Source organism: Candidatus Rokuibacteriota bacterium (assembly GCA_030647435.1).
In the GTDB taxonomy this organism is placed as follows: domain Bacteria; phylum Methylomirabilota; class Methylomirabilia; order Rokubacteriales; family CSP1-6; genus AR37.
Genome location: JAUSJX010000136.1, coordinates 1 through 13,631, shown reverse-complemented (window position 1 = coordinate 13,631; position 13,631 = coordinate 1). Strand labels below are relative to the sequence as shown.

At 67.9% G+C, this 13,631-nt stretch carries 10 protein-coding genes; 1 reads left to right on the top strand and 9 read right to left on the bottom strand.

Annotation, left to right across the window (positions count from 1 at the left end):
• Nucleotides 1-156: 156 nt before the first annotated feature.
• The 8 genes from Q7W02_24130 to Q7W02_24095 form a co-directional block, all read right to left on the bottom strand.
• Nucleotides 157-705: an XRE family transcriptional regulator gene (locus Q7W02_24130; protein MDO8479222.1), complete on the bottom strand. Its 549-nt coding sequence runs from the start codon at nt 703-705 to the stop codon at nt 157-159.
• On the bottom strand, nt 702-1,685 hold the full coding sequence (locus Q7W02_24125; protein ID MDO8479221.1) for a xanthine dehydrogenase family protein subunit M: 984 nt from the start codon (nt 1,683-1,685) through the stop codon (nt 702-704). Before Q7W02_24125 ends, Q7W02_24130 begins: the two co-directional genes overlap by 4 nt.
• A complete protein-coding gene (locus Q7W02_24120; GenBank protein ID MDO8479220.1) occupies nt 1,682-4,108 on the bottom strand; it encodes a molybdopterin-dependent oxidoreductase in 2,427 nt (808 codons plus the stop codon). Before Q7W02_24120 ends, Q7W02_24125 begins: the two co-directional genes overlap by 4 nt.
• Nucleotides 4,109-4,142: 34 nt before the next feature.
• The gene (locus tag Q7W02_24115; GenBank protein ID MDO8479219.1) at nt 4,143-4,649 is read right to left on the bottom strand and encodes a (2Fe-2S)-binding protein; all 507 of its coding nucleotides are present in this window, start codon (nt 4,647-4,649) and stop codon (nt 4,143-4,145) included.
• 127 nt (nt 4,650-4,776) lie between these two features.
• Entirely contained in the window at nt 4,777-6,321 is a 1,545-nt protein-coding gene (locus Q7W02_24110) for an N-6 DNA methylase (GenBank protein MDO8479218.1), read from the bottom strand.
• Entirely contained in the window at nt 6,321-7,418 is a 1,098-nt protein-coding gene (locus tag Q7W02_24105) for a Fic family protein (protein MDO8479217.1), read from the bottom strand. Before Q7W02_24105 ends, Q7W02_24110 begins: the two co-directional genes overlap by 1 nt.
• A 170-nt stretch (nt 7,419-7,588) precedes the next feature.
• Entirely contained in the window at nt 7,589-8,851 is a 1,263-nt protein-coding gene (locus Q7W02_24100; protein ID MDO8479216.1) for a restriction endonuclease subunit S, read from the bottom strand.
• 36 nt (nt 8,852-8,887) lie between these two features.
• Nucleotides 8,888-10,291 (bottom strand): DUF222 domain-containing protein, encoded by a 1,404-nt coding sequence (locus tag Q7W02_24095; protein ID MDO8479215.1) that lies wholly within the window; start codon nt 10,289-10,291, stop codon nt 8,888-8,890.
• Nucleotides 10,292-10,934: 643 nt separating this feature from the next.
• On the opposite strand from Q7W02_24095, the gene Q7W02_24090 reads away from it, so the two are divergent.
• Nucleotides 10,935-12,608 (top strand): glutamine--tRNA ligase/YqeY domain fusion protein, encoded by a 1,674-nt coding sequence (locus Q7W02_24090; protein ID MDO8479214.1) that lies wholly within the window; start codon nt 10,935-10,937, stop codon nt 12,606-12,608.
• 257 nt (nt 12,609-12,865) lie between these two features.
• On the opposite strand, the gene Q7W02_24085 is transcribed toward Q7W02_24090, so the two are convergent.
• On the bottom strand, nt 12,866-13,631 hold a 766-nt coding region (locus Q7W02_24085; GenBank protein MDO8479213.1), incomplete at its 5' end, for an SDR family NAD(P)-dependent oxidoreductase.

Genomic DNA, 13,631 nt, shown 5'->3' with positions numbered 1-13,631 from the left:
GCGTGTTCCGCGTCCTATGCGCCCCCTCACCCTGTCCCTCTCCCCCTCCGGGGGCGAGGGGATCAAAGCGTCTCCCTCTCCCTCGGAGAGGGAGAGGGTCGGGGTGAGGGTGGCGTATGTGTTCACGCATAATCCGGGCTAGCCCCCAACTTTGCTTTAACCCAAGATCACCCAGAGCGCCTTCGCGCTCCGAGGCCCGAGGTTCTCCCAGCCGTGGGGCGTCCCGCCGTCGAGGTAGGCGCTGTCCCCTGCCTCGAGCTGCTGGGAGCTGCCATCGTAATGCAGCGCGACCTTGCCCTCGAGCACGTAGAAGAGCTTCATCTGGCCTGGATCGATGACGACCTTGTCGGTCTTGACGCCCTTGGCGCGCGGACCGAGCGTCGAGACCACAGCGCGGATCTTACCCTGAAAGAGCCCCGCGCCGAGCACGTGCCACTTCTCCGTGGTCCCGTCGAAGGAGACCACCGGGTACTCGCCCTTCCGGCTCACGTGAAGCCGCCCGTGTGGCGTGGGCTCGAAGAGCGAAGCGATCGGCACGCCCAGGGCGGCCGCGAGCTTCCCCAGCGTCGGCAGCGAGGGTGTCAACCTCCCCGCTTCGATCTGGGACACCATGCTCGGTGTCATGCCGGCCTTCTCGGCGAGCTGCCGCTGCTGGAGCCCCCGCTCCGCCCGCAGTCCTTTGATGCGGGCTCCGAGTGCGGTCACAGGCCCGCCAGCTGGCGGAGCGCGCGCGCCACGAACACCCGCGTCATCTTCTTGCGATACGGGTGCGTCAGGTCGGTATTGTCGAGGGGCTTCGACGGCTTGAAGGCGGCATCGGCGACACGGTCGATCAGCTCCGGCGTCAGGCGCTGGCCGACGAGAAGTGCCGCGGCAGCAGGCGTGGGGCGAGGCTGGGAGGCAATCGCGCCGAGAGTGATCGCCGCTTCTCTCACCGTGTCTCCGTCCATGCGAAGCGCTACGGCGACGCCGAGAATCGGGAAGTCGATCGACCCGCGCCGGCGGAGCTTGAGATAAGTCGAGCGCCAGCCGTCCGCGGGCGGCAGCACGATGGCGGTCACGACCTCGCCCGGCTGCTTGCTCAGGTACTGGATGCCGTCGTCCCGGTAGAGCGCCGAGATGGGAATGACGCGCTCGCCCTTCGGCCCCGCGAGCCTGACGCTGGCGCCGAGGCTCCAGAGCATCGGCGCCGTGTCGGACGAAGACACGGCCCAGCAGCGCGAGCTACTGGGCGCCACGAGGCAGATGTCGCCGTCCTTCTTCATGCAGAAGTTGACGGCCTTCCGCCACTCGTAGGACTGGTTGTAGTAGTTGCAGCGCGTGTCCACGCAGACGTTGCCGCCGAGGGTGCCCATATTGCGGATCTGCGGACTCGACACGAGCCCCGCGGCCGTCGCCAGCCCCGGGTAGTGACGGGCGACCTCCGCATGGGACGAGACGGCGCTGAGCGTCGTGCCCGCGCCGATGGTGAGTCCGGTCTTCGCCGACCCGTTCACGCCGGAGATGTCCCGGATGCCTCGCAGCCCAACCAGCACCGACGGCTCGAACTGGCCGCGCTTCATGTTCGGGTAGAGATCGGTGCCTCCCGCCACGAACATGGCTTCGGGCCCGTGGTCGGCCATGAGCTTCACCGCGTCGCCGACCGAGACCGGCGCGAGGTACGTGAACGGCGGCAGGCGCATCATTTGCCGAAGGGCCTCTGGGGGCCGAAGGGCCTCTCGGCGATCTTTTCCGCGGGCTGCCCGAAGGCCGACTCGACCGCCCGCGGCTCGGGGAACTTGAAGAGCGGCAGCTTGTCGGGCCCGATGCGCGCGGGTTTGCCCTGCCGCTTCAGGTCGAGCGCCTTCAGAACCTTGTCCGGCGAGATCGGGGTCTCGTCGATGCGCACGCCGACGGCATTGTGGACGGCGTTGGCGACGGCCGGAATGACGGGCAGGAGCGGCCCCTGCCCCGCTTCCTTGGCGCCGAATGGGCCCTCGGGGTCGTCGGTCTCGATCAGGATGGTGTGGATCTCCGGCGTCTCGAGCGTCGTCGGGCTCTTGTATTCCAGCATCGAAGGTGCCTTGTGGACGCCATTCCTGAAGACCTGCTCCTCCATCAGGACCTCGCCGAGCCCCATGTAGACCGAGCCCTCGACCTGCCCCTCGACCAGCAGCGGGTTCAGCGCGCGGCCGACGTCGTGCGCGATCCAGATTTCTCTCGGCTTGACCTCCCCGGTCTCGACGTCCACGTCCACTTCGGCCACGCACGCGGTGAACGAGTAGCAGGGCGAGGGACCGACGCCGCCGCCCTTGTACTTGCCCGCACGCTTGGGCGGCGCGTAGGAGCCGGGGAAGGCCAGCACGCCGTGCATGCTCTCGCCCAAGACCACTGCCTCGGCGAAGCTCATCCCTTTGTCCGGGTCGTCCGCGACGAAGACGCGGCGATCGCGCGCGGCCAGCTGGTCCGGCGCGACCTCGAGCTTCTTCGCCGCGGCCTCGAAGATCCTGTCGCGGAGGCGCGTGGCAGCCTGGATCGCCGCGTTCCCAGCCATGAGGGTCACGCGCGAGGAATAGGAGCCGAGGTCCACGGGCGTGAGGTCGGTATCGGCTGGGTGCACGCGGATGTCCTTGGGCTGGATGCCCAGCACCTCAGCCACGAGATACGCCAGGACCGAGTCCGAGCCCTGGCCGATGTCCGTGGCGCCGCAGAGAACGGCGACGAGCCCGCTGCGATCGGCTCTGAGCACGACCCCCGAGTGGGGCATGTCATTCCAGTAGATCGCGTTGCCCGCGCCCGTGAGGTACGAGGAGCACGCGATCCCGATGCCGCGCCCGGGCGGGAGCTTGCCGCGCTTCTCCCGCCAGCCCGAGGCCTCGACCACGCGGTCGATGCACTCGCCGAGCCCCGTCGTGCTGACCGTGAGATGGTTGGCGGTCTTGGTAAACGGCTCCGTCAGGTTGCGCCGCCGCATGTCGGCCGGATCGAGACCCAGCTGCTCGGCGGCCTTGTCGATCTGGCACTCCACGGCGAAGCGCGGCTGCGGAGTGGCGTGGCCGCGCTTGGGACCGCAGGGCGGCTTGTTGGTGAAGATGCGCGCGCCCTCGAACTTGTAGACCGGAATCTTGTAGGTGACGGTCTGGAGCGCGCCCGTGTAGAAGGTGGACGCGACGCCGTAGGAACCGTACGCGCCGCCGTCGAGCCAGGAGCGGAAGTGCATGCCGGTGATGGCGCCGTCCTTCCTGAAACCTGTCTTGATCCACATGAGCACCGGGTGACGGCCGCGGTGGACGTAGAAGACCTCCTCGCGCGTCAGCGTGATCTTCACCGGCCGGCCCGTCAGCTGGGAGAGCCTGCACGCCGCTATCTCGTGGGCGAACGGATCGAGCTTGCCGCCGAAGCCGCCGCCGACCGGCGCGGCCACCACGCGGATGTGCGCCTGCGGCACGTCCAGAATCTTGGAGAGGAGGCGGTGGACGTAGTGCGGCGTCTGGGTCGAGGACCAGAGGGTCAGCTTGCCGTCCGGCCCCCAGTGCGCCACGGCCGCGTGCTGCTCCATCGGCAGGTGCGTGTTGCCCTCGAAGAAGAAGACGTCCTCGCGGACGAGGTGCGAGCCCGCGAACGCGGCCTCGACGTCGCCGAACTGGAGCGACACGGCCTTGTGGACGTTCGGGCCGTCGCCGTATTCGTGGATGCGCACGTCCGGGTTCGCCAGCGACTCCTCGATGGACATGAGTGGCTTGAGCGGCTCGTATTCGACCTCGATCAGGCGCGCAGCCCGATCGGCCGTCTCTTCGTCCACCGCGGCGACGGCGGCGACCGCGTCGCCGACCATCCTGACCTTCTCGACGCAGAGCGCTTCCTCGTCCTGGGAGACCGGCAGGATGCCGAACTTGACCCGCGGCAGGTCGTGCCCCGTGATGACAGCGTAGACGCCGGGGAGCGCGGCCGCGCGCGCGGTGTCGATGCGCTTGATGAGCGCGTGGGGGTGCGGGCTCCTCAGCAGCTTGGCGTGGGCCATCCGTGGCAGAACCATGTCGTCGGCGAACTTGGTCTCGCCGGTAACTTTGGCCCACGCGTCGATCTTGGGCAGCGACTGGCCGATGACCGAGAGCTTGCTGGTGTTCATGCGCGGCCTTCGTGAATTGCTCGCCTCGTGACGCTCATGCCTTCGGCACCTCGGCCGTCCCTCGGCTCGCACTGCCATGCATTCTCAGGGCAGCCAATTCCACGGCCTCGAGGATCTTCGTGTAGCCCGTGCAGCGGCAGAGGTTGCCCGCGAGGGCTTCGCGGACCTCGTCGCGTGTCGGCGCGGCGTTCCCGGCGAGGAGCGCCTCGGCCGTCAGCAGGATGCCCGGCGTGCAGTACCCGCACTGGGCGGCGCCCAGCTCGGCAAAGGCCTGCTGGAGCGGATGGAGGTGGCCGTTCTCGGCCATGCCCTCGACGGTCTTGATCTCCCGCCCTTGCAGCTCGACGGGCAGCGCGAGACACGAGAGCACGGGCACGCCGTCCACCAGCACGGTACAGGTGCCGCATTCCCCGAGCTCGCAGCCATGCTTGGTGCCGGTGAGGTTGAGGTCCTCGCGGAGGACCTCGAGCAGGGTCTTGTGCGCTGGGACGATCACGTCCCGCACCTCGCCGTTGACCGTGAGCGTGAGCTGCGTCTTCACCCGCCGCCCTCCATCGGACCGTCCCCGACCAGTTATCGCCACACGAAAGTCGAGTTAAGTAATACTAAATCGGCCCGAGGGCTGTCAAGCGCGGCTTCACGCCACCTCCCACTCCCCTCTCCCCCACCTACACCTTCTTTCCCGTCAATTCCCGAAGCGCCGCCAAAGCTTCCGCCACCTCCCGCCCCTTGGCCTCGATGATGTCCAGCAGCTCCTCGGGCGTCCGCGTGTCCTCATCGCGCTTGGCGTGCGGGTTGACCGCCTTGAGGTCATAGCCTCGCGCGTCGATCTCCTTCCGCTCCACCGTCCACGAGTGGTCGCTGTCCCCCCGCGTGCGCAAAAGCCGGAAGAATTCTTCGAAATGCCCGAGCGTCAGCGGGCTCTTCTTCCCCATCTTGATGTCGGAGAGGTCGTAGTACCAGATGCGCTCGGTGGGCTTGCCCCTGGTGAAGAAGAGCAGGTTGGTCTTCACGCCGGCCCCTGCATTGACGAAGGCGCCGGAGGGCAGGCTGAGGATGCACCAGAGGTCGCACTCGTCGAGCAGCTTCCGCTTGGTCTGGGCAAAGGCCGTCTCGTTGGTGCGGAACAGCACGCCTTCGTCGAGCACGATGCCGCAGCGCCCGCCCGGCTTGAGGCTGTCGATCACGTGCTGGAGGAACAGCACCTGGGTCGCGCCCGTCTTGTAGGCGAAGCGCGTCTGGGCGTCCTTGCCCTCCTTGCCGCCGAAGGGCGGATTCATCAGGATCACGTCGAAGAGCGCGGGCGCGTCGGTGAAAAGCCCGCCGTAGGTCTCGGCCCCCGTCAGCGTATTGCCGTGCCAGATGTGCGGCTCGTCGATGTTGTGGAGGATCAGGTTGGCCAGGGCGATCGGGTAGATGGCATTGTCCTTCTCCCGGCCGAAGAAGGTGCGGTGCTTCAGCGTCTCCAACTGATCCGGCGAGGCGATCTTCTCGTTACTCGGCCCGGCCATATGCTCGTAGGCCTGGGCCAGGAAGCCTCCGGTGCCGCAGCCGGGGTCGTAGACGCTCTCGCCGATCCGCGGGTCTACCACGCGCACCACGGCGCGGATGACCTCGCGCGGCGTGAAGAACTGCCCGCCGTCATTTCCCTTCTCTCCCATCTTGAGCAGGAGGCCCTCGTAGACCTGGGAGAGCGTGAAGACATGGGTCGGGTCCACGGAGGCCGCGCTGATCTCGTGGACCTTGTCGACCACGTCGAGGAAATTCTTCTCCGTGTCGATCCGCGTCTTCTCAACGCTCGACATGATCTCGCTGATGACCTTTTGGCGCGGGCTCGCCCCGGGCTTGTCCTTCAGCCCGCGCAGGTACGGCAGCAGCTCGCCGTGGACGAAGCCGAAGACCGCGCCCAGCGTGCCGCTCTGGAGGGCCTGCCGCTTCGGCCCATCGGGCGCCGCCCAGTCGCACCAGCGATAGGGCGAGGCGAGCGACGGGGAGAACTCCGCACCCACCGCCTCCGCCTGCTCCTGCTCTCGCGCCTCCCGCTCGTCGAGGATCCGGAGGAACAGGATCCACGTCAGCTCCGGCACATACTGGAGGGCCCCGGCACAGTTCGACCGCCGCATGATGTCGCAGATGCCCTTGACCACGGCATCCACCGACTGCTGCGTTGCCAGCCGCTTGCCGTTCCCGTTCTTTCGCGCGCCGCGTGCCATCAGGCGTGCTCCTTAGCCGCCACCTTCGCAGGCTCTTCGAGGATCTTGAGCAACCCCGTCGCGCAATAGACGCGGTCGCGCTTCGCTTCGTTGGCCTGTCGCACTATGCCCAACTCTTCGAGTTTCGCGACTGCGCGCTGGGCCGTCGTAAACGCGACCTTGAGCCGGGCCGCCGCCCCGCGAGCGGTGCAGTACGGGTTCTCGGCCAACACGTCGAGCAGGCGCACGGCCGCTGGAAGGCCGGCATCCACGACTTTGTCGCGCCATTTCGCCAGCAGGGTGTTGATCCGGCTCGCCCGCGAGAGCGCGTCCTCCGACTGGCTCGCCATGCCTTCCAGAAAGTACGCGAGCCATGTCTCCCACTCCGCCCGCGCATGCACGCCCTGAAGCCGCGCGTAGTACTCCTGGCGCCGCGCCTCGAAGAAGGCGCTCAAGTAGAGGAGCGGAGTGGGCAGGATGTCGCGCTCCACCAGGAACAGCGTGATGAGGAGGCGGCCCACACGGCCATTGCCGTCTCTGAAGGGGTGGATGGCCTCGAACTGGTAGTGGGCCAGCGCGATCTGCACGAGCGGAGGCAGCGACCGGTCATGGAGGAACTTCTCCCACGCGTCAAGGCAGGACATCACCAGCCCTGGCGGGGGAGGCACGTAGGTCGCCTGCGCAGGCCCTGAGCCCGGCCTGCCGATCCAGTTCTGTGTCTCGCGGAAATTGCCCGGGCTGGCGTGATCCCCGCGAACTCCGGTCATCAGCTTGGCGTGCAGCTCCCGGATCAGCCGCAGCGAGAGCGGCAGCGTCTTGAGCCGCGCGATCCCATGCTCGAGCGCCACAACGTAATTGCCCACCTCGTGGAGATCGGCCGGGCTCCGGTCCACCGCCATGCCCGCCTCGGCGGCCAGCAGCTCGCCCAGGGTGGCCTGGGTGCCCTCGATCTTGCTCGACAGGACCGCCTCGCGGCGGACGAACGGACGGATGAGCAGATGCGGATTGGGGAGCCTGCCACCTTCACCGGCGAGGCGCCCGATCAGCCGGTCCGCCTCTGACAAGGCCGTAACCAGGGCCGGCGTCCACTCGAGCACCGGCGGCAAGGGGGCGGGCACATGAGCCCACGCCCCGCCAGCGAGCGGCACCCTGTGCCCAGGCGGCGCCGCCGGCCGGGTCACAGCGCCCACTCTTTTCGCCACCGCAAATAGCACCCAAGGCTATTATCGTCCATGGCCTCAGGCGATAATACCAGACCCTACCTTTAATAGCGGCCCTTCGTTTCCTTTCAAAGCTCTCCGCTGAACGCCCGCCGCAAGAGGGCCCCCGGCAAGGCATCCACGGCAACGAGCTGATGCTCAGAGGCCCGCCGAACTGCATCCCCGATCCTCTCGTTACTCGCCAGTTCCGCGCAAAGGCGCTCCTGCTCTAACCGCGGACACACCGGGACCTCAATTGAACCCAAGAGTGTGGCGTTGACGTTTGGCTGGGCCCCGCCCCGTGCCAACGCCCGGACTTGCCGCCAGTAGCCATCGCTCTGGAAGAAGGAGTACAGATAGTCTGGACTTACATCGTCAGTGGGTCGGAGGCGAATCAGGTACGAGGCAAATACTGCCCGGGGTGGTTGCTTGATCAGAATGCTCTTTCCTGTTGTTGCCCCTGTCCGCGCGAACACGATGTCACCGTCGGCTAGAGTCTTCGACCTCTCATCCGCGGCGGAGATGTGGCAACCAGGGGCACTTGCCCACTCAATCTTGCCGTCTTGGATGTCGGTGATGCGAAGGTAGCGAGGCCCAACCGCTCCGAAGTCCGCACTGGCTGTGTAGCCGTAGTCGATGGCTCTACAGAGTGAGGAGACACGCCTTCTAGTCCACCCCTGGGCCGCGGGGCCATCGAACACTGAACGGAAATGAGCGGCGGGGATGGCTTTGGCGGCTTCGAGCTGGGCCTCGGCCGCGGCCCGCGCCCGCTCGACCGCCGCGATCTGTTCGTCCAACGAGCAAACGATCCTCTGCTGTTCCTTCAGGTCAGGGAGACAAACCTCGAACGCTGCAACTGTCGGCATGTAAATCGTCTGATGAATCGCTCCACTCGAGAGACTACGGAGATACGCGCGGGAGGCGCGAAACAGGTAGGCCAGGAAACGCGGGTCGAGATCGGGCCCACAAACCCAATTCACGAAATCCTGGCTGGTCGCCATCTCGCGCCCCATAGTCGTGACAAAACCGACGGACGCCGTGCGAGACAGCACTACCGTGCCCACAGGCAGAACCCGTGCGGAAGAGTTCGCGATTCCCTCTTTGTTTGTATATTCCCTCGTCTCTTGGGCAATCTTTCCGTCGAGCTCTCGGATATCAGTGAGCGAAATCCACGGGATCTGACCGCCCCACCACTCTGGATGATATCGGCTCGGCGTATGCCCGCTTTCGAGACGAGCACAACTCGTCAAAGGCCGCCAAGCCCAGTTTCTGGGGGGAACGGCGCGACGATCACCGACAGACAGGGGCGTAATACCGAGAGAACCCTTGATCGCAGTCGGAGTTAGTCGCATTGCCGCTAAGATAGCTTGTCCGGAAATGTTTGACATCTACTCGGTGAACGGGGGTGGCTCAGCCACCCGGCTGACGGGTGGCGATCCCTGTTCGAGTGGCGGACATGGTCTCGGTCTCGCGGCCAACGGGTGCAACACGTCGATCGCCCAACCCACGTCCAGCCGCTCCCCGAGCCAGCCGGGGCATCCCGTCCGCGCGTGCACCCGCAGGCCCTGCCCGTCGTGACGCGCCCGGAGCGCGCCGACCGGATCCGCGGGCACCGCGGCCGACAGAGGCACCTCGGGCAAGGGCCGGCCATCCGGCCGCCGGAACCGAAGCGTGTCGTCCGGCCCGCGCTCGACCCGATAGCCCTCCTCGTGCACCGCCCGGTGATGCCGGCGACAGAGCAGAGCCAGGTTGGAGAGCGTGGTCGCGCCGCCTTGCGCCCAGTGGCGGAGGTGGTGTCCCTGGGTGACACGGCCGCCGCAGCCCGGGAAGCGACAGCCTCGGTCGCGGTGGCAGAGCGCCCGCCGCAAGGCGGGGGGAATCGTCCGGGTCCGGGCTCCGATCTCCAGCAGGCGCCCGGCATTGTCATGGCGCATCACCACCCGGCTGGCGTCACAGGCCAGGCGCCGGGACGTTTCTGCGGAAACGCGCGCGCCGTCCTCGAGGACCGACTGGCCCGGCTGATCCGGCTCGGCCAGCGCCTGGGCGTCGACGTGGACCACCACCTGGTAGCGCTCGCCCGGGGCGCCGGGATCGAGCCCCTGGTGCAGGGCCGTCTCCGCGAGGAGCGCCAGGGCATCGGCCTGCTGCTGGGCCCTCGTGGGCGTTTCCGCGGAAACGTCTCCGTGCCCACCCGCCCCGTCCGGCACCCGGGCCCGCTGGTACAGGGTCTCGCGCGCGGCCGTGAGCGCCTGGATGAGCAGCGCGCCCACTTCAGGTTCGAGCCGCCCCCGGAGGACCACCATGCCGTCCACGTCCTGGTGCACGTGGAGGGCTCGGCCCGCATGCCGTAACGCGGTCTCCCGAGCCTCGGCCCGCCGGTCTACCGAACGCCAGCCGCGTACGATCCGCTCGACCTGGGAGGCCGTGCCCGCGCGCGCCACCGCCAGCAGTCGAGCTTCGGTCTCCGGCGCGGCCACGCGGGTGATGGCGCGGACCTTGGCGTACGACACCTGCCCACGGGCAAGGGCCTCGGCGACGAGCGGCAGGGTCTCGAGGGCGCGCGCGACCCGGACCCGTTCACGCGCCGCGCCCAGATCGAGCCCCACCCGCCAGGAGAGCCAGGCAGCGCAGGAGCGAAAGCCCGTGTTCCATCCGCCGCGTGCGTCGAACTCCCGGATCATGGAGAGAAGCCGCGCGGTGGCGGCGTCGAGGTGCGCGGACAGCTCGGCGATCTCGTCGCCGAGCCGGTCCAACTCCGAGGTGTGATGAGCAGCAGGCGAATAAATCGGCATGGCGAGCCCCCCTTCTACTGAGGCGACTCTACACCCTGATTTTCGACCTCCCGGAGAAGGCCCGGGACGCGAGATCTCGTGGCGCGAGATGATTTTTGATCGGGTCCCGCCCGACCACGCGCCGGTGGACGCGTGCGTGCCGCTGGGCCGGCACTTGCGGTGGGCTGCCGCCGAATGACCGCGTCACCCCGCCGAGGCTGTCAAGCGGAAAAGATGGGGATCCGACTGGTCGCCACCACTGTTGCTGCCCAGGGGCGGGTGGAAGCCATTGGTAAGCAAGTCCAGCACTTGGTGTATCCACCCGCATACACTTACGCCTACCGGTTGTGTCGATGGCGTCGGACGCGCCCGCTCGAATCCGGATGCGCAGAGCCCTTGAACGTGGCCCGTTATCCTCCCGCTCAGTCGGTGCTCTCTCGCGCGGCGAGGGAGCCGAGGTCGCAGCGTTTGTCCGCCCTATGCGCCAGTCCCTGCTCCTCTCCCACGGGCGCTTCGACATCCTCTTCACGCGCCCCCTCGCCACCGCCCTGCTCGTGATCGCGCTCACCGTCATGGTGCTGCCCGCGATCGTGCCCCCCGTCAAGCGCCTCCTCGGCACGGTCGGGGAAGAGACGGGCACCTGGTCCGTGATACGATTTGCCCCATGGCCGGAGAGACCCGCGCGTCCAACTTCGTCCGCGAGATCGTCGAGGCGCACAACCGCGAAGGCCGCTTCGGCGGCAAGGTGATCACGCGCTTCCCGCCCGAGCCGAACGGCTATCTGCACATCGGCCACGCCAAGGCCATCTACCTCGACTTCGGGCTGGCGCAGGACTACGGCGGCCGCTGCCATCTGCGCTTCGACGACACCAACCCGACCAAGGAGAGCCAGGAGTACGTGGACGCCATAATGGAAGACGTCCGCTGGCTCGGCTCCGACTGGGGCGCGCACCTCTACTACGCCAGCGACTACTTCGAGCGGCTCTACGAGTGGGCGGAAGAGCTCATCCGCAAGAGCAAGGCGTACGTGGACGACCTCACCGGCGATCAGATCCGCAAGTACCGTGGCACGCTCACCGAGCCGGGGCGGGAATCGCCGTATCGCAATCGCTCCGTGGACGAGAGCCTCGACTTCTTCCGTCGCATGCGCGCCGGCGAGTTTCCCGACGGCACCAAGACGCTGCGGGCGAAGATCGACATGACCTCCGGCAATATCAATCTGCGGGACCCGGTCATGTACCGCATCCGCAAGGCCACGCACCAGCGCACGGGCGATGCGTGGTGCATCTACCCGATGTACGACTGGGCGCACGGCCAGTCCGATTCGATCGAGGGCGTGACGCATTCCATCTGCACGCTGGAGTACGAGGACCACCGCCCGCTCTACGACTGGTATCTCGACACGCTCGGCATCTTCCATCCGCAGCAGATCGAGTTCGCCCGGCTCAACCTGTCGCATACGGTGATGAGCAAGCGCAAGCTGCTGCAGCTCGTCGAGGGTGGGCACGTCAGCGGCTGGGACGATCCGCGCATGCCCACCATCGCCGGCCTCCGCCGCCGCGGCTATACGCCCGCGGCGCTGCGGGACTTCTGCGACCGCATCGGCGTGACCAAGAACGACAATACGGTCGAGCTGGCCCTGCTCGAGCACTGCGTCCGCGACGACCTCAACAAGCGCGCCCTGCGCCGCATGGCCGTCCTGCGCCCGCTCAAGCTCATCGTCGAGAACTATCCCGAGGGCAAGGTTGAGGAGATGGACGCGGTGAATAACCCGGAGGACCCGGCGGCCGGCACGCGCAAGGTGCCGTTCAGCCGCGAGCTCTGGATCGAGCAGGACGATTTCCGGGAGGATGCCCCCAAGAAGTACTTCCGGCTGGCGCTCGGCGCCGAGGTCCGCCTCCGCTACGCCTATATCGTCCAGTGCACCGACTTCAAGAAGAACGCCGCCGGCGAGATCATCGAGGTGCGCTGCCGGTACGATCCCGCCACCCTCGGCGGGGACAGCAAGGGGCGAAGCGTCAAGGGCACGATACACTGGGTGTCGGCGGCTCATGCCGCCGAAGCCGAAGTCCGGCTCTACGACACGCTCTTCGCGCAGGCCAAACCGGATGACGCGGACGATTTCAGGACGGCGCTGAACCCACAGTCGCTGAGCATTCTTCCGGGGGCCCGCGTGGAGCCGGCGCTGGCCGCGGCGACGCCGGGCGCGCTCGTTCAGTTCGAGCGCATCGGCTACTTCTGCGTGGACACGCGCCACGCGGCACCGGGCCGCCCCGTGTTCAACCGCACGGTGGGGCTACGCGACACCTGGGGCAAGATCGAGAAGGCGGCCGGCTAACCTGCGTTATTCACGAACGCCCTGTCCACGTTCTCGCCGCCCCCTCACCCTGCCCTCTCCGGGGGCGAGGGAACCAAAACGCCTCCCTCTCCCTCGGAGAGGGAGAGGGTCGGGGTGAGGGTGGCGCATGTGTTCACGCATAATCCGGGCTAAGGCACGAGCGTTTCGGTTGATACCCCGCGTGTTCGCCCTCGACGTCCTCACCTGTCCCCGCTGTGGGGGCCGGCTGCGCGTCATCGCCACCGTGTCACTCACCTCTAGAATCGCACGCGGCGCATCACGGCGCGGGGGAGGAGACGGATGGCGAGCATCACCCAGCGCCAGATCGGCGGGGCGTAGACGACGGGCGTCCCGCGATCGATCGCGCGCAGCACGACGCGCGCCACGGCGTCAGGCTCGCCCGCGAAGGGCGGCACGGGCAGCCCTGCCGTCATCGCCGTCTTGACAAAGCCCGGCCGCACGCAGACGACGCGCACGCCGCGGTCGGCATACGCCAGGTGGAGCCCCTCGAGAAAGGCGGACAGCCCCGCCTTGGACGCGCCGTAGAGGTAGTTGCTCCGCCGCGCGCGGTCGCCGGCGACCGAGCTGAAGGCGCAGACCGTGCCCCCGCCCCGCCCGGCCAGGCGTTCGGCCGCCTGCTGGCACAACACCGCCGTCGCCGTGAAGTTGACGTCCAGCAGCCGCCCGAGCCGCTCCGGGTCGCGCTCGAGCGACTCCTGCGGGGCGAAGTCGCCCGCCGTCACCACGAGCGTGTCGAAGGCCGCCAGGGCCCGGTCGGCCGCGTCGAGCGCCGTGGCGAATCCCGCGGGCTCGGCCAGGTCCAGGCGCGCGGTCGCGACAGGCCCGCGCGCGCCGCGCGCCAGAAGGTCGCGGGCCGACGCTTCGAGCTCGGCCGCGTCTCGCCCGAGGAGGCAGAGCGCGTCGCCGCGCTCGGCCATGAGCCGGGCCAGCGCGCGGCCCATGCCTCGCGTGGCGCCGACCACGGCGACCTTCACGGCGTGTCTCCCAGCACGCGCACCGACT

What these genes read in the sequence shown, in the direction of transcription:
- Q7W02_24125 (MDO8479221.1), bottom strand. Translation starts at nt 1,685, where the DNA reads ATGATGCGCCTGCCGCCGTTCACGTACCTCGCGCCGGTCTCGGTCGGC.
- Q7W02_24120 (MDO8479220.1), bottom strand. Translation starts at nt 4,108, where the DNA reads ATGAACACCAGCAAGCTCTCGGTCATCGGCCAGTCGCTGCCCAAGATC.
- Q7W02_24110 (MDO8479218.1), bottom strand. Translation starts at nt 6,321, where the DNA reads ATGGCACGCGGCGCGCGAAAGAACGGGAACGGCAAGCGGCTGGCAACG.
- Q7W02_24100 (MDO8479216.1), bottom strand. Translation starts at nt 8,851, where the DNA reads ATGCGACTAACTCCGACTGCGATCAAGGGTTCTCTCGGTATTACGCCC.
- Q7W02_24095 (MDO8479215.1), bottom strand. Translation starts at nt 10,291, where the DNA reads ATGCCGATTTATTCGCCTGCTGCTCATCACACCTCGGAGTTGGACCGG.
- Q7W02_24090 (MDO8479214.1), top strand. Translation starts at nt 10,935, where the DNA reads ATGGCCGGAGAGACCCGCGCGTCCAACTTCGTCCGCGAGATCGTCGAG.